This window comes from Mesorhizobium sp. M0244, assembly GCF_040321795.1.
Lineage (GTDB): Bacteria > Pseudomonadota > Alphaproteobacteria > Rhizobiales > Rhizobiaceae > Mesorhizobium.
In genome coordinates this window covers 1-21,462 of the sequence record NZ_JAMYSE010000062.1, presented here as the reverse complement: position 1 = coordinate 21,462, position 21,462 = coordinate 1, and the positions used below count along the sequence as shown (strand labels likewise).

Below are 21,462 nucleotides of genomic sequence, written 5' to 3'. Positions count from 1 at the left end.
TGGTGCAAGCCGGGGCGGGCAATCGTGGTGGGTGGGCAGTATCTCACCTGAATTTCAGCTTGGCACCAACTGCGGACATGCAAGCACTGGCGACCTGGCGGATCGAGGCCGAAGGCCACGAACGAGGAGGCGGCGCAATGAAATTTCCGGGCTTAGGCGGGGCGAAGAGGGTCGCTCTACCCTCTATGGCTTCCGCTCGACCAGCATGTAGCCGATCCCACGGACCGTCTGAATGCTAGCCGATGCATCCGGTCCGAGCTTGGCACGCAGATAGCGAATGTATACCTCCACGATCTTCGTCCCGGGTTCGAAGCTGTATGACCAGACATTGTTGAGGATGCGCTCGCGGCTGACCACCTTCCCCGCATTGAGCATCAGGAAATGCAGAAGGTCGAATTCACGTCTGGTAAGACGGATTTCCCGATCGCCGTCCGCAAAACGGCGAGCGCTCGTGTCGAGATCGAGGCCGCCGACTCGAAGCAACTGCCCCTCCACTGCGCCCCGACGGCGTCGGCGCAGGGCGTCAATCCTGGCCACCAACTCATCAAAGGCAAACGGTTTCGTCAGGTAGTCGTCGGCGCCGCCCTTGAGCCCATCTACGCGATCTTGAATTGTCTCTTTGGCGGTCAGCATCAGGATGAGAACCGGCCACTGCTCCAATCGCACGATCCGGCACAGTTCAAGGCCGTCCAGATAGGGAAGCAGACGGTCAAGGATCACGAGATCGAATGGGTCCGTGCGAATAACGGCTAGCCCCTCGCGACCGTCCTCCGCGACACTCACGTGAAAGCCTTCGGCCTCCAGCCCCCGGCGGAGAAAGTCGGAGACACGCCGGTCATCTTCAACGATCAGGATTCGAATCATGGGTGCGTTGTACCAGCGGCAGTCTAATTCTGAGGAGGGTTCCTGAAGGTTCAATTCCTTCAAGGCCGATTGTGCCATCGTGCCTGTCTATGATCTCCTTGGCGATCGCGAGGCCAATACCTAGCCCCTCGGCTGCGGACCTCCCGCCGACACGCCCGCGATAATAACGGTCGAACACGAACGGAAGATCGTTGGCATCGATCCCTGAGCCGCTGTCGGAGATAACGATCTCAAGCATTCCATGGCGCTCAGTCATCTCGACTGCAATCGCCTGGTTTGGCTTTGAATACTTTATGGCGTTGTCGAAGCCGATCAGCAGCGCCTGCTTCAGGCGCTGGGCGTCACCCCGAATGAGGCGATGGCCTGGGTTGAGCGACAGATCGACGGATATCTGCTTGGGACCGGCGAGTACGGAAGCCTCCTGAACGGCCGCCTTCACAACCTCACCGGTATCGATGTTGTGCAAGGAGAACCTGAAATTTTCGGCTTCGGCGCGGGCGAATGCCAGAAGGTCCCCCAGGTTGCGAGCCATATCTTCAGCGTAATTGCGGATTCGGCTCAGAGCTTCGCGGTAAGGTCGAACACGCGGTTGGCCGCGGAGGGCAACGTCGGCCTCTCCGCGGAGAATCGTCAACGGCGTGCGGAGTTCGTGGCTTGCCTCCGCAAAAAATTGTGTGCGTCGGCTATCGATCGCTCTCAGTTGCTCATTGGCTTTCCGCAGTTCGCGGGTGCGCAACTGAACCTCCGCCTCCAAGCGGTCCTGTACCGAAATCAGAGCAGCGCGTTCGATCTCGAGGGCCTCGGCCATGCTGTTGAAACTTCGCGAGAGGGAAGCGAACTCGTCGCGTCCGGTCGCGGAAACGCGATGGTCGAGCTTGCCTGCAGCGATGGCTTTGGCGCTTTCGTTCAGTTCACGCACAGGTGTGGCGATTGATCGTCGCAGGACGAGGGCGAACCCTAGACTGCCCAGCATGAGCAACGCAGCGAAGCCGCCGGTCAGCAGCAGCAGTCGCCATTGTGCGCCACGGACGCGGGCGAGTTCCTCTCCAACCTCCCTGCGCTCATCGTGCAAGGCGGCTTCGATCATTTCCTCGAAATCGTTCTCTAGTCGATGCTCCACATCGTGGCGGAAGGTGTCTACGATGCCGGTTGGCTCCGCCTTTGCTCGCTGGCTGAACAATCGCCGGGCAGCCTGATCGATCGCCTCAAACAGCGCCTTGATGCGGCCGACGAATCTGAGTTCGGCCTCTTCCTGGCGTCTATCGCTCCTATATCCGAGAACGCCGAGCTCCTCGCGCGTCGCGCCCTCCAGCTTGTGGAATCCGGATTTCAGTGCTCGTCGTGCCGCTTCGAAATCCGGCATCTGTTCGGGCCCAAGCAGCAAAACCTCGGCGAGTTGCTCGGTGTAATTGTTGGACGGCCCATTGAGTTCGGCGAGCGCTTCGAACCGCCCGTGGACGCTATCGATGCGGCGGACGAACTCCTCTGTCAGATGGAGCGTTGCGAACGCCAGTCCTGAAATCAGCCCGACAAGGGCGAGAATGATGATTTGAAATAGGAGGATGCGGCCTCGAACGGTCATGCGGTGATCCTGCCGGCGGTCGGATAGCGTCTCTCACCAAATTCTAACCGGAGCTCTACCGAGCGTCTAATCGGAACCTCCTAAGTTCGAGCGTGGGGCCGTGTGGCGCCCCCGCCGCCACATCGGCGACGAGCTCGAAGAGGTTTCGGTTGGCACAAGTAGATTTTCAGACTGACATTGACGCCACTCTTCAGGACGCCACTCTTCGGGAAAGGACACCACCGGCGCTCTGGCCGATATGGCGAGCCGCACTGATCGGAACCTGTGTGTCCCTCTGCGTGGCCATCATTGAATTCGGCCTCCCCGCGCTCCCGTCCGACGCTCGGCGAGCGCTCGAGATCCTGCTTGTCGCGATCATCGGATGGACCTTGACGCCGTTAGACGACACCTTCGTTGCAATCGCCGCTGGACTGGCAATGGCGCTGCTCGTCAACCGTGATCCCGGGACGCTTTTTCATGCGCTCGGGGATGAGTTGATCTGGCTGTTGCTCGCCTCGTTCATGCTGGCGGCCGCCTTCAAGACAAGTGGGGTCGCAGATCGCATCCTCGGCCTCGTGACGGGGCGCATGCGGTCGGTTCGCACAGTCGCCTATTCTTTGACGGTTGTCATGGTTGCCACAGCCTTCATCATTCCGTCGACCTCGGGTCGCGCAGCTTTGATGATCCCTGCCTATCATGCGATCGCAGGGCGCTGTGGAAGTGCTCGGTTGCGAAGAGCGTTCGCGCTACTGTTCCCCACTGTTATTCTGCTCTCGGCCATTGCGTCACCCGTTGGCGCCGGTGCCCATCTGCTGGCGATCGAAATGGTCGGCCGCCTCTCGGGTGTGAAAGTAAGCTACCTGGAATGGATCGCTTTCGGCCTGCCGTTTGCGGTCGTGAGCACCCTCCTTTCGGTCGAATGCCTGCTCCGGCTTTTTCTGTCGCCGGTGGAGCGGCGGATGGCACTTTTGCAGCCGACGAGGGTGAACAATGCTGGTGCCGGCTTGGCACGGCAGCCGATACTGTGGATCGCCGGCGGCGTTGTCATCGCATGGCTGACCGAACCTGTTCACGGGCTCGATGCCACCGTCATCGCTCTCGGCGGCGCTCTCTTGGCCACGCTTCCTCAGGTCGGCCCCGTGGCGTTTGGCGATGCAATCAAGAGCGCGGAGTGGAAGCTGCTCTTGTTCCTGGCAGCGACGATCTGCTTGGCAGACGGCCTGACGGCATCAGGCCTCCATCGGTGGTTGATCGAGACGATGGTCGATCCACTGCGCGGCACTGGCTTGGGGCCGCTGGCCCTTGTCTCGTTTCTAGCCTTACTAGGCCTTTTCAGTCATCTCGTGATCCATAGTCGCACGGCGCGCGTCTCGGTGCTGCTGCCTCCGGCGCTGATGCTTGCGTCGACAGTGCGGCTCGACCCGCTGCTTGCAACGCTTGTCCTCGTCTCGGCAACCGGCTTTTGCCAAACCCTCATGATCTGCGCGAAGCCGGTGGCGCTTTTCGGGGGCGTCGAGGACGAAGGCTATGGCCCGAAAGACCTCGCCTTGCTCAGCTCAATCCTGCTGCCGATGCAGTTCATTCTCATCGTCGTGTTCGCGGTCGCCGTGTGGCCAGCCACCGGTGGCCTGCTCAACAACACACTCCATCTGCAACTTCCTGGAGGGCCTTAGAATGTCGAAAACCAAAGGATTTAAGAAGCGAAGGCGGCTTCGAGTATTGGTCGCACCCTCCGGCTTTAAGGAGAGCCTCGGCGTTCGTGATGTCATCGCCGCATTGGCGCGGGGCGTTCGCAATGCAGTTCCGACAGCAAAGATCCTGGGCCTTCCAATGGTGGATGGCGGCGAGGATTTTACGCGGACCCTTGTTGAATTGTCTGATGGCGAGTTGCATTCCGTCACCGTGACGGGACCGGTGGGACAATCCGTGGAGGCCAATGTCGGTTTTCTCGGGCGGAGAAAGAAACGGACAGCAGTTCTGGAAATCGCGGCGGCTGCCGGGCTCCGGCTCGTCCCCACCGACATGCGTGACCCGACCCGCACTACAAGTTATGGGGTCGGTGAGTTGATTCGTTTTGCGCTCGATCTTGGCGCGGAAAGAATTCTGATCGGCTGCGGTGACTCGGGTGTCAACGATGCAGGAACCGGCATGGCCCAAGCACTAGGCGTGCGTCTGCTCGATGGCGGCGGCCGTTCCATTTCGGGGAGCGGCTCGGCCCTCTCATCGCTAGCTCGTGTCGATCTTTCCAGTCGTGACCATCGCCTTTCGAATGTTCGTATCGACGTCGCGGTAAACCCCTACAACATGCTGCTCGGCGAGAGAGGCGTCGCCCGGGTGTTCGGCCCGCAAAAAGGTGCAACACCTGACCAAGTGGTTTTGCTCGAGCAGGGCACGGAAAATGTCGCCCACGTCGTTCGCCGCGACCTCGGCGTCGACGTGGCACCGCTTGTCGGCGGAGGAGCTTCCGGTGGACTCGGCGCCGGACTTCACGCCTTTGCCGGGGCCCGGCTGCATCCGCGCTTCGACCTGATCCTGCGGTATATGGATCTCGATCATCGGCTGTCAAACGCCGACATCGTCATGACAGCCGAGGGTGGCCTGGATGGTCAGACGAGCTTTGGAAAGATACCAGCCGAGATTGCCCGGCGCGCGAAACGTCACAATCTGCCCGTCATCGCCTTGGCCGGAACGATCGGAGCAGGTGCAGAGGCGACCCACGACATCGGCATCGATGCCTTCTTCAGCATTCTGTGCCGACCGTGTTCCCTCGAAGACGCGATCCGTGACGCCGACACGCTGCTGGCGAACGCTGCCGAGCAGGCATTCCGGCTGATGTGGGCGACTCGCGCTTTCAAGTTCAGATGACGGAGCGTGTCAGCCAATGGCCGCGATGTCGCTACGCGGCGGCCCTGACCGGCTCGAAGTCTATGTCGAGAACCGAATTTCGCGCCGCCCGGTGGGCGAGGAAGCCGAAGTCCAACCCAAACTTCACCCGATCGTGGTCACTGCCTCGAGCTTTCTCGCTTCCTTCATGTTGGGAAGAAAAACCGTGAGCAGTCCGAGTAGGGGCAGGTAGGAGCAGACCTGGAAGACGAAATCGATGCCGTTCATGTCGGCGACGACGCCAAGCACGGCGGCCGCGATGCCGCCCATGCCGAAGGCGAAGCCGAAGAAGATGCCGGCGATCATGCCGACCCGGCCGGGCACCAGTTCCTGCGCGAAGACGACGATGTTCGAGAAGGCCGAGGACAGGATCAGGCCGATCAGCACGGTGAGAACCATTGTCCACTCGAAATTGGCGTAGGGCAACGCCAGGGTGAAGGGCAGCACGCCGACGATCGAGAACCAGATCATCGCCTTCTGTCCGTAGCGGTCGCCGAACGGGCCGCCGAGCAGGATGCCCAGGGCCGAGGCGCCGAGGAACAGGAACAGCATGACTTGCGACATCTGCACCGAAACACCGAACTTATGAATGGAATAGAAGGTGTAGTAGCTGGCAAGGCTGGAAATATAGGCGTTCTTGGTCAGTACCAGCAGCGTCAGCACCAGCAGCGCTCCCATCACCTTGCGGCGCGGGAAGGGCGAGACGAGACCTGCCGCCTTGCGGGTGCCCTGTGCGGCACGCAGGCGGCTGTACCAGCCGCCGACCTGCCACAGCACGATGATGCCGATCAGCGAGCCGCCGGCGAACCAGGCGATGCTGGTCTGGCCGAAGGGCACGACAATGAAGGCTGCCAGAAGCGGCCCCATGGCTTGGCCGAAATTGCCGCCGACCTGGAACAGCGACTGTGCAAGACCGAACCTGCCACCGGAGGCGAAGCGGGCGATGCGCGAGGATTCCGGGTGGAAGATCGCCGAGCCGATGCCGATCAGCGAGGCGCCGATGAGGAGCAGCGAGTAATGTCCGGCATAGGCCAGCACGACCAGCCCGATCAACGAGGAGGCCATGCCGTAGGGCAGCGAATAGGGCATCGGCCGCTTGTCGGTGATCATGCCGATCACCGGCTGCAGCAAGGATGCCGTCACCTGGAAAGTGAAAGTCAAAAGGCCGATCTGCCAGAAATCGAGACCGTAATTGTCCTTCAGCAAGGGATAGATTGCCGACAGCAGCGACTGCATGATGTCGTTGACGCAATGGCAGAAGCTCACCGCCAGGATGACGGTGAAGGCCGTCGCCTGAGCCGAGATGTGGCCGGCCGCTGCCGGCTCGCCCTCGGCGGTTGCTGTGGTATCTGTCAAGGCATGCTCCGTGGTCTTTTTGGCGGGCACTTTCGCACGCGGTCTTATGGGGCCGGCTGCCTTATACGTTGCTTGTCACGCGACTTCTTTCGTGGTTTGGTCCAATAGTTTCGCAAGTGGGCCATAGCTGATGCCGCATGGCAGGGAAATGCTCAAAGCGGGCGACGCTGATCTCGGGCTGTTGCATGAGCGTCGCTGGCAATGGCTGGAGCAGGCCGTAGGGCCGGCAGTGGCGCTGCCGACCGAATATCCGGACGGCTACCATGTGCCACGGCACCATCATAGCCGCAGCCAGTTGCTGCACGCGCTGGTCGGTGTCGTGCTGGTGACGACGCGGCATGGGCGCTGGATGGTGCCCCCGGACCACGCGATGTGGATCCCCGCCGGCACCGAGCATTCCGTCGAGATGCTGGGCGACGTCAGCATGCGCTCCGTCTATGTGATGCCGGAGGCCATTCCCGGCCTGCCGGACGGGTTGCGTGTCGTCGGCATCACCGACCTGATGCACAGCCTGATCGTGGAATCGGAAAAGCTGCCGCAAGGCGCCGAACTGGAGGGGCGGGGCGGACTGATCATGAAGCTCCTGCTGCACGAAATCCCGAACCTGCCGGAACGGCCGCTCGGCCTTCCGTTCCCGTCCGATGCAAGGCTGGCGACGCTGTGCCGGCGCTTCGTCTCGGCACCGTCACCGCATGCGACGATCGACGAGTGGGCCGCTATCGTCGGCATGAGCCGCCGCTCTTTCACCCGCGCGTTCCACCGCCAGACCGGATTGTCGCTGTCGACCTGGCGTCAGCAGGCCTGTCTGTTCGCGGCGCTGCCACGGCTGGCCGACGGCGAGCCGATCACGAGGGTGGCGCTCGATCTCGGCTATGACAGCGTGCCGGCGTTCATCACCATGTTCAAGCGCATGCTGGGAGCCTCGCCACGCGGGTACATGCGGGGCGCCCGTGATGCTGGCGAAGGTGTGCGACGAATAAGCGGTCCGGCTCGGCCTGAGTCGCAGCCCTGAAGGGCGTCGCGTTCGACCGGCCTCATGCGACGCGCTTTGGGTTCTTGCTTTTATGCGTGTCGTTATCGCAAAACCGCTGCACTTTGCGCGACACGCATTAATCGAACAGGCTCGACACCGATTCCTCGGTCGCCGTGCGCGAGATCGCCTCGCCCATCAATTCGGCGATGGAGATGACGCGGATATTGGCGGCGTCCAGCACTGCCTGGGTCGGCTGGATGGAATCGGTGATGACCAGTTCCTGCAGTTTCGAGGCGCCGATGCGGGCGATGGCGCCGCCGGACAAAACGCCATGGGTAGTATAGGCGGTGACACTGGTGGCGCCGTCGGCAAGCAGCGCATCGGCCGCATTGCACAGCGTGCCGCCCGAATCGATGATGTCGTCGATCAGCAGGCAATCCTTGCCGCGCACGTCACCGATGACGTTCATGACTTCCGATTCGCCGGGGCGCTCGCGGCGCTTGTCGACGATGGCAAGCTGGGCGTCGATGCGCTTGGCGAGCGCGCGGGCGCGGACCACGCCGCCGACATCCGGCGACACCACCATGACATTGGCAAGCTGCTTGTATTTCGCCTTTACGTCGCGGGCCATGACCGGCACGGAAAACAGATTGTCGGTCGGGATGTCGAAGAAGCCTTGAATCTGGCCGGCATGGAGATCCAGGGTCAGCACCCGGTTGACGCCCGCCCTCGTGATCATGTTGGCGACCAGCTTGGCCGAGATCGGTGTGCGGCCCGAGGCACGGCGATCCTGCCTGGCATAGCCGAAATAAGGAATAACCGCAGTGATGCGCTTGGCCGAAGAGCGCATGAAGGCGTCGATCATGATGAGCAGTTCCATCAGATGATCGTTGGTCGGGAACGAGGTGGACTGCAGGATGAAGACGTCCTCGCCGCGCACGTTCTCCTGGATCTCGACGAAGATTTCCTGGTCGGCGAAGCGCCTGACGCTGGCCTTGCCCAGCGGAATGTTGAGGTAGCGGGCGACTGATTCTGCCAGCACCCTGTTGGAATTGCCCGCGAAGAGCTTCATGCACCGTTCCTGGCGAAGGATTGAGAGACTCCGATAGCACTCCAGCCTCTTAGTCGGGCTTTTAGCGGCCCGCGCCGGTATTGCAAGCGTCGTGAATGGGAATCCGCCGGCTAATCTCAATAAACGCTTACGGCTTGAGCATGCGGCGATAGAGCCAGTTCCATGCCGACGGAATCGGGATAGCTTCTAACTTTCAGTCTGAGCATGCTCTTTTCCGAAAACCGGATTCCACTTTTCGGAATCACGCTCCAGGTCAGCCGGCGCCGCCGCCAAGCCAGGTGGCGAACTGGTCGATTGTCTGGTCGGCAATTGCCTGCATGGTCGCCGGGGCGACCGCCGCCCAGCCTTCGCCGCCGCCAACAGAGGGCGCCTTCTGCTGGCCGTTGATGCGATGCAGCCGGTTGCCGGCCGGGTCATAGATGTCCCAGACGTAGATGACGGTGGTGTCCTTGCCTTCCGTCATTGTCGAGAAATAGCCCTTGAGTACATGCGTTGGGGTCTGGTCGGTGCTGCCGGCCAAGGTGATGCCGCGCTGCTTGGCGCGTGTCTGAAGCTCGGCGGTCAGCGGTGTCGCGGCCTCTACCGAGGCGCCGACGATCGGCGCCACCTGCAGCCGGGTCCGTGCAATGGCAGCCGCGCTTTTGGCGGGCGGCACGGCTGCTGCAGCGGGAGGCTGCGCTGTATCTGCAGTTTGCGCGGTGCCGGCAGGCTGCGCCGGAGTTGACGGGGGCGTTGCGGCACCTCCGGCTCCGGGCAGCGACTGCGTCGATTGCGGGGCGATGGCCGAGGGTTCGAGAACGTCCTTCGCATTGGTGCAGGCTGCCAGCGCCAGCGCCGCGAGCAATGACACGGTCGTCACATGCGATCGTCTCATTAGCCTGAAAACTCCTTGGCGACGAACGCCTCTCACACTCTTTCCATTATGGATTCACTGCACGATCAAGTCGAGATCATGGCGGGACAGCGGCTTCGGCTGGGATTCGGTCGTCAGATAGGTGCGGCCAAGCGTCATCGCGGTTTCGGTTTCGGAGTCCATGATGATCATATGGGCGAACAGCGTCATGTTCGGCGCAATCGGTTCGGGATTACCCTGATAGAACATCGGCATATCCATCCAGGACGGGGTGAAGCGGGCGCCGAGCGAATAGCCGCAGGCATTGAGCCGGTGCTTGGTCAAATTGTGGGCTTCGAGCGTGCGGGCATGGGCGTCGAACACGTCGCCGAACGTATTACCGGGCGTCATCGCCTTCTCGACTGCAAGTAGCGCGGCGCGGGCGGCATCGAACAATTCCTGGTGGCGTTTCGATACCTTGCCGGTCAACACCGTGCGCATCATTGCCGCATGGTAATGGTGGAAGACACCGGCCCATTCGAGCGTCAGCTGGTCGTTCTTGGTGAGCTTGCGGCGACCGGCCTTGTAGCGGCAGAGCAGGGCGTCGACGCCGGAGCCGATGATGAACTCGTTGGCCGGATAATCGCCGCCGCCGGCAAAGATCGCGCCTTGCATGGCGGCGAGGATCAGCGCCTCATCGCCGCCCTGCTTGATCAGCGGCAGTGCTGCGTCCAGCGCGTCGTCGGCCAGATTTGCGGCTTTTTCCGCCTTGGCGATTTCGGCCGGGCTCTTGAACAGCCGCAGCCGGCTGACAATACCGGAGGCATCTGCGATCTGGCCGAAGGTCTGCAACTGCTCGTCGAGGCGCCGGCCATTATATGCCGTCAGGCCGTGGGTGTCGTATTCGACGCCGATGCGGGCGCCGAGCAGGTCAAGCTCGTTGAGCAAATTGCGCAGGTCGACCGCCGGATTGGCGCCGTTGCGATCCGTCCACAAAACGATATTGTCGATAATCGAGGTGTGGCGCGCCTGGCGCAAATCGGCCGAACGCGTCAGCAGCACCATCGAGCCGTCGGCCTTGACCACCAGGCATTGGAAAAAGCAGAAGCCGAATGTGTCGTAGCCGGTTAGCCAATACATGCTTTCCTGCGCAAACAGCAGGACGGCGTCGAGCTTCTTTTCGGCGATCTCGATCATCAGTCGATCGCGCCGTGCGTCAAATTCCGAGCGTTCGAAATGCAGCGCCATCAGTCAGTCTCCAAAACGATTGCCGAAACCTGCCGCCCGTAGTCGGGCTCGTTGCGATGCGTGCTGCGCCGATAGGAGTAGAAAAGCTCTTCCTCGGCATAGGTGCAGCGGTCGAGCCCTTCGGCGTTGACGCCAGCCTTGGTCAGCCGGTCGACCGTGTAGCGGTTGAGATCGAACATCGCGTGTCCGGCATTTGCGGAGGGAGCGAAATAGCGGGCATTGCCGGCATCGGCGTCGACGAAGCGGGTGGCGAATTCCGGCCCGACTTCGTAATTCTGTGGGCCGATGGAAGGACCGAGCACCGCGACGATGCGCTCGCGCCGGGCGCCGAGGCCTTCCATCGCCGCAATGGTGTTTTCCAGCACCCCGGTGAAAGCGCCTTTCCAGCCGGCATGGGCGGCTCCGATAATGCGCGCCTCGGCGTCGGCGAAGAGGACCGGTCCGCAATCGGCGGTCGAGGCACCGACGGCAATGCCCGGCCGGTCGGTGACGATGGCGTCAGCCTTGGGACGCTCGCCGGCAAAAGGCTCCCTGGCGATGACGACGTCCGGCGAATGAACCTGATGAGCGGTCAGCAGATGGCTTGCAGGCACGCCCATCCATTCGGCGACGCGGCGACGATTCTCGCGCACCAGCGTCTGGTCGTCGCTTGATCCGGTGCCGATGTTGAGGCCCCGGTAGATGCCGCTGGAGATGCCGCCGACGCGGGTGAAGTAGGCGTGGCGGATGCCTTGCGCCGTCTCCAGCAAGGGCGACCGAACGGGATCCGGTTTGGTCTGATTCAGCATGGCGGCTTTGTTGTCCGTATGGGCGATTTCGTCAAGCGAGTTGAAGGCGGGCGCAGTTGAAGGCTGGCGCAGTTGAAGGCGGGCGCTAGTCGGAGAGTGGGAGAGGCGGCAGCGAAAAGTCAATCCGTGCCTGCGAACGGCGGAACGGCAATCTCAGCCGGGAGGATGGCAAGCACCTTGAAGAGCTCGCCCATGGACTGTGGACCGGCGAGGCGCTCGACGTCGGCCGCGACCTTTTCGCGAGCTGCCTCATCGGCATTGGCGCCGAGCCGGCCGGCTCGTTCGAGAAGCCCCATCTTGAGCAGGAATTCACCTTGCGTGGAGAGGTGGGCATCGAGGCCGTGTGCCCGAACGGTTGCCGCCAGGGCAGCGAAATCGACATGGGCGGTGAGATCGGCCTCCCCCGGATTGGCCAGCACGTCTTCGTGATCGTGCTTGCGCAAGGCCTGCAAGGTGTCGCCGATACCGGGCTGGAGATAGCCGTAGTCGAGAAACAGGCCGGCGCCGCCAAATCCGGCAAGTCGCTCGGCAATAGCCGCCATCAGGGCGGCTCGGGCCGGCGCCATCTCGACGATCGCGCCTTGCGGCGCATTCTCAGCATCATCCGGCAGCAGCATTGGGTCGACAGAGCCGGCGCCGGCAAAAAAGCGCAGCCCGTTCGCGTCGTCGAGACCGATCATCCGTTCGCGCCAGCCGGCCCCGGCGCGGACGAACTGGCGGATGGGCACCGCATCGAACAGCTCGTTGCCGACAATCAGAAGCGGCGTCCGCGGCAGCGTGTCGATGGTTTCGTGCCAGGCGACCGTCGCCGCCGTCCCGGCAAGCGTCCGTTTCTGGATCTCGGCCAACCGCGGGCTGGTTTCGATCATGGCAAAGGACGCACTGGCGGTGAGCGCCGGATCGAGCCGCGACAGCGTGCGCTGCATGTCTCTCATCAGCGTGCCACGGCCGGGACCGATTTCGGCGATGGCGACCGGCATCGGCCGGCCAACCGCCAGCCATGCCTGGTAAAGCCAGACAGCGATAAGTTCGCCGAACATCTGGCTGATTTCCGGCGCGGTGACGAAGTCGCCGGCAGCGCCGAACGGCTCGCGCGTCGTATAATAGCCGTCCTGCGGATCAAACAGGCAGAGTGCCATGTACTCGCTGACCGGGATCGGTCCTACCGCACCGATCAGCTCGGCGATGCGGGTTTTTAGCCGCGTCATGCCGGTTGCGGTTGCGTCACCGGCTTGGCCGTCGCCATCGCCCAGATCCCGGCAAGCAGCATCGGCAGCGACAGCACCATGCCCATGGTCAGCCAGTTCGTGCCGAGGAGATAGCCGAGCTGCTGGTCGGGCTCGCGGAAGAATTCGACGAAGATGCGTGAAAGACCATAACCCGCGATGAAGGCGCCGCCGACGAAGCGCGGCGTCTTCAGCTTGAGCCGCGAATGGGTGAGGAAGCGCAGGACCAGGAACAACACCAAGCCTTCGAGCAGCGCCTCGTAGATCTGGCTCGGATGGCGTGGATCGGTGCCGGCCAAGCACTGACCGGCCTGGAGAATGCGGTTGTTACAAAAGACGACGCCCCATGGCACATCGGTAACGCGGCCCCAGAGTTCGGCATTGACGAAATTCGCCAGGCGAACGAGGCCAAGCCCCACCGGCACGCCGGCGGCAACAACGTCAAACAGCGACCATGTGCGGATGCCGCGCGATCGAGAAAACAGCGTCATGGCGACAATGACGCCGAGCAGGCCGCCATGAAACGACATGCCGCCCTGCCAGACGGCGACAATATCGAGCGGATTGGCGATGTAACGAGGCAGGTCGTAGAACAACACGTAGCCGGTGCGCCCGCCGAGCACCACACCGATAGCCGCCCAGACGATGAAGTCGTCGAGGTCGACGGGCTTCATCGGCAGGATGCCATCAGGCCAGAGTTTTGGGTTGGTGACGAGGCGCTTGGCATACCACCAGGCGAACAGAATGCCGACGATGTAGCCGACGCCGTACCAATGCACCGCCAACGGTCCGATCCGGATGATGACCGGATCGATGTTGGGAAAGGGCAGGGCGGCCAGCGGCAGCAAATATTCGCTCAACAGGGTCTCCCGGTTCCGACCACGTTCGGGCGCGGACCATGCGGCAGGGTTTTGGCAGGGTCAAGGCGGCGCGCATGCTGTTCCCCCCGGCATCGCTCCGTCAAGTCTCCGGAAATAGAATGGCTCCGTAGTCCATCGCGCTGTGGAGGATGTGCAGTATCTCCACTGTATCGGCCTTGACGCGATAAAAGATCAGATAGCTGCCATGAATACGGCGACGAATGCCTGAGGACCGATATCGTTCCAACAACGGGTTACGCTCCGGCATTGTCCGCAACTCCATGCAGCTGCCACGCAATTCCTGAATGAATGTCATAGCGCGAAACGGGCTGTCGAGCGCGATGTAGTCGCCGATGACTTCAAGGTCTGTCTCAGCCTGGCTGGTGAAGATCAGTCGCTTCACCTGCCGGTCATCGCCTTGTATTTGGCCTCCAGTCGGTCAAGCACATCTTCGGCAGGCTTCACCCGCCCCGCGTCGGCATCGCTGACACCTTTGGCAAGTGCCGCGTCAAGCGCGGCGAGGCGCTTTTCTCTCTCTTCCACAAGGCGAACGCCTTCGCGCAGCACTTCGCTCTTCGAATTATAGCGGCCGGTGCTGACAAGCTGGTTCACGACATCCTCCAAACGGTTGCCCAAATCCGCGCTGATGGCCATGACAATGTTCCTAATGGGTCTAGCGCGATAATAATAGTTATTGGCCCGGCGCACCAGTAGCTCAACGGACCAAATTGCATGGACGGCCGATGCCACCCGGGGGCATCAACGTTCTTGCATTTCGCGCCGTGCGCCACTACGTCAATTCAACCAAGCGAGGATTTGCCATGGCGACCGGACCGAACCGCATTCTCGATGAATTCGCCAAACTGATGACCGACGCAGCCGGTGCCGCGCAAGGCGTGCGACGCGAAATGGAGACCGCCTTCAGGGGCCAGGCGGAGCGGATCCTCAACTCCATGGACGTGGTGCAGCGCGAAGAATTCGAGGCCGCCCGCGACATGGCGGCGAAGGCCAGGGAAGAAAACACCCGCCTCGCTGCTCGCATCGAAACGCTCGAGGCCAAGCTTGCCGAAATGACCGGTCAGGCGGCGCCTGCGGCTGCAGCAAAGCCGCGCGCCAGAAAATAATCAAAAATAAATCGTTAAACTTTTCCACAAAGCCGGATCGCAAAAAGCGCTTTGTCGTGAATCGCTTACCGGTACTGCGTGAATCTTTATGACAGCGCCTTTCCACATGCGAATGACGCAGTGCGAAAAATTGGGCTGGTCACGCGACTCCCGATCAATAGACTGAATTTGTTGCATGATTCGGAGCAGGGTCATGCGCCGGGCGGTGGGGTCCGGTCCGGGGTCTTTGCGTTGACGAAGTCCTGGCCGTCCGAGTTCTAGACAGAATTGTTCGAGTGTGCCTCTCCCGCGGAGCGTGTGGTGGCGCTCCCAGAACGACAGGAAGCATTTCATGGAACTTCTCGAACTCGAATTCTCCCGCGAAATCCACCCGGTGGATGTTATCGAGCAGGTGGCCCACAACAACGACTGGTCCTTCGAGCGGGCCGGCGACGACGAGATCTCGATCTCGGTTGCCGGAAGCTGGACCGACTACCACGTGTCATTCTCCTGGATGGAGGACTACGAGGCGCTGCACCTGGCCTGCGCTTTCGACATCAAGGTCCCGGAGGCGCGCGCGCTCGAGGTTATGCGGCTGCTTTCGCTGATCAACGAGCAGATGCTGTTTGGGCATTTCGATCTCTGGGAGCAGGAAGGCGCGATCATGTTCCGCCAGTCGCTGCTGCTGGCCGGTGGGGTCGAGCCGTCGAGCCAGCAGGTCGAGGTGCTGCTGTCGTCGGCGCTGGAAGCCTGCGAATGCTATTTCCAGGCATTCCAGTTCGTCGTCTGGTCGGGGACTTCGGCCAAGGACGCGCTGGCCGGCGTGCTGTTCGAAACCTACGGAAACGCCTGACCGTCGATGAGTTCGAGCAACGCGCGAAAACCCGAGATCAGCTTTGCCGATTTCGACCGCGTCGACATCCGCGCCGGCACGATCGTCGAGGCCGAGCCTTTTCCCGAGGCGCGCAAGCCGGCGATCAAGCTCAAGATCGATTTCGGCCCCATGATTGGGGTGAAGAAATCCTCGGCTCAGATCACGAAATACTATACGCCCGAAAGCCTGATCGGCCGGCAGGTGTTCGCGGTGGTCAATTTCCCGCCGCGTCAGATCGGACCGTTCATATCGGAGGTGCTGACGCTCGGCTTTCCCGATGAAGAGGGCGCCGTCGTGCTTGGGGCAATCGAGCGCAGGGTGCCCGACGGCGGCAGATTGTTCTAACTGCGCTTTGCTCAGGCGGCCAGTTTGCGCGTGGTACCCAGCGCCTCTTCGACCGTTTCCATGAACATTTCCGCGCAGGCCTTCCAGCTGTAGCGCATCGCGCGTTGCCGCGCCTCGGCGCGGTCGACATGAAGCGCGGCGAGCGCCGCTTGCCGCAGGTCGTCTGATACCGCGCCGCCGATGCCGTCACCCACAATATCGATCGGCCCGGTGACGGGATAGGCTGCAACAGGCGTGCCACTGGCCAGCGCCTCGATGATGACGTTGCCGAATGTGTCGGTGCGGCTGGGGAAGACGAAAGCATCGGCCGAGGCGTAGATCTCGGCCAGTTCGTCGTTCGGGCGATGACCGAGGAAATGGGCATCGGGATATCTGGCCTTCAGCTTCGCCAATTCCGGCCCTTCGCCGACGACCACCTTGCTGCCGGGCAGGTCCAGGTCGAGGAAGGCCGGCAGGTTCTTTTCGATCGCGACGCGGCCGACGCAGAGGAAGATCGGTCCCGGAAATCCCAGGTTCTTTCTTTTGTCCGGCCGAAAATGATCCGTGTCGACGCCGCGCGTCCATGGCCGGAGCTTGGTGAAGCCGCGTGACGCAAGATCGTCGGCAAGCGACTGGGTGGCGACCAGCGTGCCCTGTCCTGAATTATGGAAATCGCGCAGCCAGCGATAGGCCCATGCTTCCGGCACGGGCAGGCGCGCGCTCAGATATTCCGGAAAACGTGTGTGATAGCTGGTCGTGAACGGACGACCGGCGTTGCGGCAGTAGCGCCGCGCCATAACGCCGAGCGGTCCTTCGGTGACGATATGGATGTGGTCCGCCTTGCGTGCCTCGATCAGCTGTGCCACGCGGTGCGGCGTCGTCAGCGCCAGCCTGATGTCCGGATAGGTCGGCAGCGGCAGAGTGCGAAAGATGTTCGGCGTCAGGAAGGCCGTCTCGACGTCGAAGGATTTCAGGGTCTCCGAGAGGCGCTCCAGCGTGTGGACGACGCCGTTGACTTGCGGCCGCCAGGCATCGGTGACCATCAGGATGCGCATGGCGGTCCTTTGGCGGAAAGCTTGATTGCATTGCCGCGATGCCTGAACGGCGACCACGTCGCCGCTCTGGCCTCGCACCAACGCACCCGGGCAGGCGCGGGGTCGAAATGAGGCCGCAGGGCCGAATCGATCAGGATCGCGCGCTTCATTGGCGCTCTTCACCATGGTTTCATGACGGGCGGATGAAGGTCGGGCCTCCCTCCCGTCAAGCCGGGACCTTGATCACCGCCCGCAGGCCGCCGAGCGGGCTGCGTTCCAGGACGATGTCGCCGCCATGGCTGCGGGCAATGTCACGTGCGATGGAAAGGCCAAGGCCGGTGCCGCTGGCGTCGAGGTTGCGGGCCTCGTCCAACCGCACGAAAGGCTTGAACACCTCCTCCCGCTTTTCGGGCGGAATGCCCGGACCATCATCGTCGATGGTGACGAGCAGTGAGCCACGGCCATGATTGGCGTTGATCTCCACCGTCTTGGCGTAGCGGAATGCATTGCCGACGACGTTGGACAGCAGCCGGGCAAAGGCATTGGGGCGAACATGCACATGCGGATCGCCGGCAAGCACGGTCGACAGCTTGCGCTTGCGCAGCGCGGCTTCCTCCCGAAGCTTGTCGAAGAAGGCCTCGAGATCGAACCGACCGGCGTCTTCCGATGCTTCGCCGCGTGCAAAGGCAAGATAGCCTTCCAGCATCGACTGCATGTCGTCGATGTCCTGGTCGAGTGCCTGGGTGTCGGCCGCCTTGGTCCCGGCCAGCGCCAATTGCAGCTTGAAGCGGGTGAGGATGGTCCTCAGATCGTGGCTGACGCCGCTCAGCATGGCGGTGCGCTGCTCGAGCTGGCGTTCGATGCGTTCGCGCATCTGGATGAAGGCAAAGCCGGCGCGGCGGACTTCCTCGGCGCCGCGCGGGCGAAAATCGCGCGGCATCGGCCGGCCTTTGCCGAAGCTCTCGGCCGCCTCGGCCAGCGTCAGAATCGGCCGGATCTGGTTGCGCAGGAAGGGAATGGCGATCATCAGCAGCACCAACGAGGTGCCGACCATCCAGATCAGGAAAATATGGGTGTTCGACGCATAGGCCTGGCTGCGGCGCACAAAGACCCGCAGCACCTTGTTTTCGAGCTGGACGCGGACCTCGACGATATTGGAATTGCCGACCGTATCGATCCAGAATGGACGGTTGATCTGGCGGGTGATCTCGGACGAAAGGATCTCGTCGAGGATCGAGAAGAACGGCTTTGGCCCGGGTGGCGGCAGCGGGTCGGGCGGCAAGAGGTCGACCTTCAGCTGCATGCGATCCTGGGCGATACGGATGACGTTGGCGTAGTCGGCGTCGTGCGGATAGGTCTCTATCAGGTCGATGATCGCGGCGATGTCGCGCACCGTGGCCTGCGACAGGCGCTGCGTCACGGTCTGCCAATGGCGTTCCATGAAGACAAAGGCGACGACCGACTGCAGCATGATCATCGGCGCGATGACGATGATCAGCGAGCGAGCATAGAGCCGCTTCGGCATGTAAAGCGAAACCAGGCGCCAGAATCGGTTCCAGGCGCGCGGCACGGCCTTCAGCGCCCGCGTCGTGCGAGCGCTGAAGCCGCCATCTCCCGGCCGTTCGAGTTGCGTGGTCGCCATTCGTCTTTTTGCTCACCCGCGGCCCGCCAAATGACCGCTGTCGGCGGCATTCTATTCCACGCTGAGCCGATACCCAATACCGCGCACGGTCTGCAGCCAGACCGGATTGGATGGATCGCGTTCGATCTTGCGGCGCAGCCGGTTGATCTGGACGTCGATCGTGCGCTCGCCTACCTCGGACTCGTCGCCGACAAGCTCATGTCTCGGTATCGTCTCGCCGGCACGCGCAGCGAAGATCGCCAGGATCTCCTGCTCGCGGTCCGTCAGCTTGAGCGCCTCGCCGCCGCGCTTCAGCTCACGCCTGGCAATCTGGAAGGTATAGGGGCCGAAGACCAGCTGTTCGACCTTGGGCGTCGTCACGGGGCCGCCGCGGCGCAGGATATTGTTGATGCGCAGGATCAGCTCGCGCGGGTCGAACGGTTTTGGCAGATAGTCGTCGGCGCCGGCCTCGAGCCCGGTGATCCGGCTGTCGGTTTCGGATAGCGCGGTGAGCATCAGGATTGGGACGTTTTTCTCCGCCCGCAGCGCCTTGGTGAGGTCGACGCCGCTTTCACCCGGCATCATGACGTCGAGCACGATCAGATCGAAATCGAGGCCGGCGAGCTTGCGCCGCGCCTCGCCGGAATTTCCGGCGACGGTGACGCGAAAACCGTTTTCGGTCAGATATTGTTTCAGAAGATTGCGGATACGGGTGTCGTCATCGACCACCAGCAGATGCGGCGCATCGTCTTCCGGCGCTGTCGGATGATCAACCCTCTCAATGGTCTCCATGGCTTTTCCCTGACATCTTTGCGGGCACAATGTCGATCTGCGCCCTTAGTTCCGGATTGACCATCGCTTCCAGGAACCGTTCGATAACGGCGCGTTCGGTGGCTCCGGAATCTTCCAATGCAGCATGGATGCGGCGCGACTGTGGCCGCGCCAGCGCCAGCGCCAGGGCACGGCCCTTGGCGGTCGGGTAGAGTTCGCGCTGACGGCGGTCGCGCGGGCCCTGCAATTGCACGATATGGTCGGTGTCGATCAATTGCTTGAGCACGCGCGCCAGGCTCTGCTTGGTGATCTTGAGCACGTCGAGGAGTTCGGCGACCGTCAGGCCGGGCCTGCGATTGACGAAATGCAGCACCCGGTGATGGGCACGGCCAAAACCATAGTCGGCCAGGATCTGGTCCGGATCGGAGGTAAAGTCGCGATAGGCGAAGAAGAACAACTCGATGATGGCGAAATCGATGCCGTCCTCGTCGGTGATCGCCGTCCTGATCGGCTCTGCGGCTGCGTGGCTCGTCATCTTTTCTCCGTGTGAAGCAGGAAATTATGTCAGCACTATTGACGTATTTTCCGCGCGATGGTAATTTTTGGCAAGCTTTTCGGCGGATTGCGAACGAAAAGGCAAGCGAACCCCTTTTTTCCGGAACTTCCTGAGTTTGCCAGACCTTAAATATCCGCCTACGCTTTGAGACAATGGCCGCCCGGAGCGGCCGAGACGAAACACGTAACGACACAATGATGTGCGGGCTGCCGCCCGCGGGAGGTTACCATGGCATCCGTTCCCTTCGACCAACTGGACGGCTTTATCTGGATGAACGGCCAATTCGTCAAATGGGTCGACGCCAAGATCCACGTCTTGACCCACGGACTGCACTACGCCAGCGCGGTATTCGAGGGCGAGCGCGCCTATGGCGGCGAGATTTTCAAGCTGACCGACCACACGGAGCGCCTGCATGAATCGGCGCGCCTGCTTGGCTTCAAGATACCCTATTCGGTCGCCGAGATCGACGACGCCTGCCGCACGCTGTTGAAGAAGCAAGGTCTCCAGGACGCCTATGTCCGGCCGATCGCGTGGCGCGGCAGCGAACAGATGGGCGTTTCGGCGCAGAACAGCCGGATCAACTGCGCCATCGCCATCTGGCAGTGGCCGAGCTATTTCGACCCGGCGCAGAAGCTGAAGGGCATCCGCCTCGACATGGCCGAATGGCGCCGCCCCGATCCGCGCACCGCACCGTCGAAATCGAAGGCGGCCGGCCTCTACATGATCTGCACCATGTCCAAGCATGCCGCCGAGGCCAAGGGCTATGCCGACGCCATGATGCTCGACTGGCGTGGCCAGGTGGCGGAAGCGACAGGCGCCAACATCTTCTTCGTAAAAGACGGCAGGATCCACACGCCCAAACCCGATTGCTTCCTCGACGGCATCACCCGCCGCACGGTCATCGGCCTTGCCATGGACCGCGGTTTGGAGGTGATCGAGCGCGCCATCATGCCGGAAGAGCTTGAAGGCTTCCAGCAGTGCTTCCTCACCGGGACGGCGGCCGAGGTGACGCCGGTTTCGGAGATCGGTCCGTACCGATTCGAGGTCGGTGAGATCGCCAAGACGCTGATGAATGACTATTCTGCGGCCGTTCAGCCCAAGCATGCGATCGCCGCAGAATAACGAAAGTCACAGCTTTTTTAACTAGTAGGGGCGGTTTTCAGGCCGCCCCTTTTATTTAAGCACTTCTGCATTTGACTTTCATGCAATTCGGCGTCTCATGATGGCGTCGGCCCGGGAGGCTGGCAGCTATGGAGGGACTGGAAATATGGACATGAACACGCTTCTTCCGATCATTATTCAGGTGATTACGGGTGTCATCGGTGGTCAGGCGGTGGGCGCGGCGCTCAAAACGGCGGCGATAGGTCAGCTTCCCAAAATCCTGGGCGGCGCCGTTGGCGGTGTCGGCGGTGCGGCTATTCTCAACAGATGGGGTGATTGGGGTCTCGCCCGAGCCAAGGTGCGGGCGGCTGCTCCTGTATGGATGTTACAACGTGGTCGCCTTGGAGCGCCACAA

Annotated in this window: 22 protein-coding genes and 1 pseudogene; 8 read left to right on the top strand and 15 right to left on the bottom strand. The window is 62.0% G+C overall.

The genetic code is table 11. The features are described 5' to 3' along the window. Window positions 1–183: 183 nt before the first annotated feature. Window positions 184–864, bottom strand: coding sequence for a response regulator transcription factor (locus tag NKJ08_RS27375; protein ID WP_352523167.1), 681 nt, complete (start codon window positions 862–864; stop codon window positions 184–186). Then, window positions 842–2,446: a sensor histidine kinase gene (locus tag NKJ08_RS27370; RefSeq protein ID WP_352784254.1), complete on the bottom strand. Its 1,605-nt coding sequence runs from the start codon at window positions 2,444–2,446 to the stop codon at window positions 842–844. The genes NKJ08_RS27375 and NKJ08_RS27370 overlap by 23 nt, the downstream gene beginning before the upstream one ends. Before the next feature lie 266 nt (window positions 2,447–2,712). Between NKJ08_RS27370 and NKJ08_RS27365 the strand changes: the two genes are divergently transcribed. Together NKJ08_RS27365 and NKJ08_RS27360 are read left to right on the top strand one after the other, a co-directional pair. Then, a complete protein-coding gene (locus tag NKJ08_RS27365; RefSeq protein ID WP_352784251.1) occupies window positions 2,713–4,098 on the top strand; it encodes an SLC13 family permease in 1,386 nt (461 codons plus the stop codon). 1 nt (window position 4,099) lies between these two features. Continuing rightward, window positions 4,100–5,290 (top strand): glycerate kinase family protein, encoded by a 1,191-nt coding sequence (locus tag NKJ08_RS27360; protein ID WP_352523171.1) that lies wholly within the window; start codon window positions 4,100–4,102, stop codon window positions 5,288–5,290. A 123-nt stretch (window positions 5,291–5,413) separates the two neighbouring features. Here NKJ08_RS27360 and NKJ08_RS27355 read toward each other — a convergent pair whose 3' ends face one another. Beyond that, a complete protein-coding gene (locus tag NKJ08_RS27355) occupies window positions 5,414–6,664 on the bottom strand; it encodes an MFS transporter (protein ID WP_352776673.1) in 1,251 nt (416 codons plus the stop codon). Window positions 6,665–6,794: 130 nt separating this feature from the next. Between NKJ08_RS27355 and NKJ08_RS27350 the strand changes: the two genes are divergently transcribed. Next, window positions 6,795–7,676 carry an AraC family transcriptional regulator gene (locus tag NKJ08_RS27350; RefSeq protein WP_352523174.1) on the top strand — a complete coding sequence of 294 codons (882 nt, stop codon included), beginning with the start codon at window positions 6,795–6,797 and terminating at the stop codon, window positions 7,674–7,676. A gap of 97 nt (window positions 7,677–7,773) precedes the next feature. On the opposite strand, the gene NKJ08_RS27345 is transcribed toward NKJ08_RS27350, so the two are convergent. From NKJ08_RS27345 to NKJ08_RS27310, 8 genes are all read right to left on the bottom strand, one after another. Further along, a complete protein-coding gene (locus NKJ08_RS27345; RefSeq protein WP_023678427.1) occupies window positions 7,774–8,709 on the bottom strand; it encodes a ribose-phosphate pyrophosphokinase in 936 nt (311 codons plus the stop codon). Between the two features lie 253 nt (window positions 8,710–8,962). After that, a complete protein-coding gene (locus NKJ08_RS27340; protein WP_352523175.1) occupies window positions 8,963–9,583 on the bottom strand; it encodes a hypothetical protein in 621 nt (206 codons plus the stop codon). Between the two features lie 54 nt (window positions 9,584–9,637). Continuing rightward, entirely contained in the window at window positions 9,638–10,789 is a 1,152-nt protein-coding gene (locus NKJ08_RS27335) for a M24 family metallopeptidase (RefSeq protein ID WP_023678425.1), read from the bottom strand. Further along, the gene (gene pgeF, locus NKJ08_RS27330) at window positions 10,789–11,577 is read right to left on the bottom strand and encodes a peptidoglycan editing factor PgeF (protein ID WP_352776674.1); all 789 of its coding nucleotides are present in this window, start codon (window positions 11,575–11,577) and stop codon (window positions 10,789–10,791) included. Before pgeF ends, NKJ08_RS27335 begins: the two co-directional genes overlap by 1 nt. A gap of 119 nt (window positions 11,578–11,696) precedes the next feature. Next, a complete protein-coding gene (locus NKJ08_RS27325; protein WP_352776675.1) occupies window positions 11,697–12,785 on the bottom strand; it encodes a class I SAM-dependent methyltransferase in 1,089 nt (362 codons plus the stop codon). Next, the gene (gene lgt / locus NKJ08_RS27320; protein ID WP_352523179.1) at window positions 12,782–13,663 is read right to left on the bottom strand and encodes a prolipoprotein diacylglyceryl transferase; all 882 of its coding nucleotides are present in this window, start codon (window positions 13,661–13,663) and stop codon (window positions 12,782–12,784) included. Before lgt ends, NKJ08_RS27325 begins: the two co-directional genes overlap by 4 nt. A 100-nt stretch (window positions 13,664–13,763) precedes the next feature. Then, a complete protein-coding gene (locus tag NKJ08_RS27315) occupies window positions 13,764–14,066 on the bottom strand; it encodes a type II toxin-antitoxin system RelE/ParE family toxin (RefSeq protein ID WP_352523180.1) in 303 nt (100 codons plus the stop codon). Continuing rightward, complete coding sequence (locus NKJ08_RS27310; protein ID WP_352523181.1) at window positions 14,063–14,317, bottom strand: type II toxin-antitoxin system ParD family antitoxin; 255 nt, start codon at window positions 14,315–14,317, stop codon at window positions 14,063–14,065. The genes NKJ08_RS27315 and NKJ08_RS27310 overlap by 4 nt, the downstream gene beginning before the upstream one ends. A gap of 167 nt (window positions 14,318–14,484) precedes the next feature. Here NKJ08_RS27310 and NKJ08_RS27305 point away from each other — a divergent pair, with 167 nt between their 5' ends. From NKJ08_RS27305 to NKJ08_RS27295, 3 genes are all read left to right on the top strand, one after another. Further along, window positions 14,485–14,787: an accessory factor UbiK family protein gene (locus NKJ08_RS27305; RefSeq protein ID WP_352523182.1), complete on the top strand. Its 303-nt coding sequence runs from the start codon at window positions 14,485–14,487 to the stop codon at window positions 14,785–14,787. 331 nt (window positions 14,788–15,118) lie between these two features. Beyond that, window positions 15,119–15,619, top strand: a complete 501-nt coding sequence (locus tag NKJ08_RS27300; protein WP_023678420.1) for a type III secretion system chaperone family protein — start codon at window positions 15,119–15,121, stop codon at window positions 15,617–15,619. 6 nt (window positions 15,620–15,625) lie between these two features. Continuing rightward, window positions 15,626–15,985 carry a tRNA-binding protein gene (locus tag NKJ08_RS27295; protein ID WP_352523183.1) on the top strand — a complete coding sequence of 120 codons (360 nt, stop codon included), beginning with the start codon at window positions 15,626–15,628 and terminating at the stop codon, window positions 15,983–15,985. Between the two features lie 11 nt (window positions 15,986–15,996). Here NKJ08_RS27295 and NKJ08_RS27290 read toward each other — a convergent pair whose 3' ends face one another. The 4 genes from NKJ08_RS27290 to NKJ08_RS27275 form a co-directional block, all read right to left on the bottom strand. Then, entirely contained in the window at window positions 15,997–17,019 is a 1,023-nt protein-coding gene (locus NKJ08_RS27290) for a glycosyltransferase family 4 protein (protein WP_352523185.1), read from the bottom strand. A 205-nt stretch (window positions 17,020–17,224) separates the two neighbouring features. Then, window positions 17,225–18,640: an ATP-binding protein gene (locus NKJ08_RS27285; RefSeq protein WP_352523186.1), complete on the bottom strand. Its 1,416-nt coding sequence runs from the start codon at window positions 18,638–18,640 to the stop codon at window positions 17,225–17,227. A 51-nt stretch (window positions 18,641–18,691) separates the two neighbouring features. After that, entirely contained in the window at window positions 18,692–19,411 is a 720-nt protein-coding gene (locus tag NKJ08_RS27280) for a response regulator (RefSeq protein ID WP_352523187.1), read from the bottom strand. Further along, window positions 19,398–19,925, bottom strand: a complete 528-nt coding sequence (locus tag NKJ08_RS27275; RefSeq protein WP_023719182.1) for a MarR family winged helix-turn-helix transcriptional regulator — start codon at window positions 19,923–19,925, stop codon at window positions 19,398–19,400. The genes NKJ08_RS27280 and NKJ08_RS27275 overlap by 14 nt, the downstream gene beginning before the upstream one ends. Window positions 19,926–20,174: 249 nt before the next feature. On the opposite strand from NKJ08_RS27275, the gene NKJ08_RS27270 reads away from it, so the two are divergent. Both NKJ08_RS27270 and NKJ08_RS27265 read left to right on the top strand, forming a co-directional pair. Then, on the top strand, window positions 20,175–21,068 hold the full coding sequence (locus tag NKJ08_RS27270) for a branched-chain amino acid aminotransferase (RefSeq protein WP_352523188.1): 894 nt from the start codon (window positions 20,175–20,177) through the stop codon (window positions 21,066–21,068). Window positions 21,069–21,213: 145 nt separating this feature from the next. Next, a pseudogene (locus tag NKJ08_RS27265) lies at window positions 21,214–21,462 on the top strand (hypothetical protein); the annotation flags it as partial.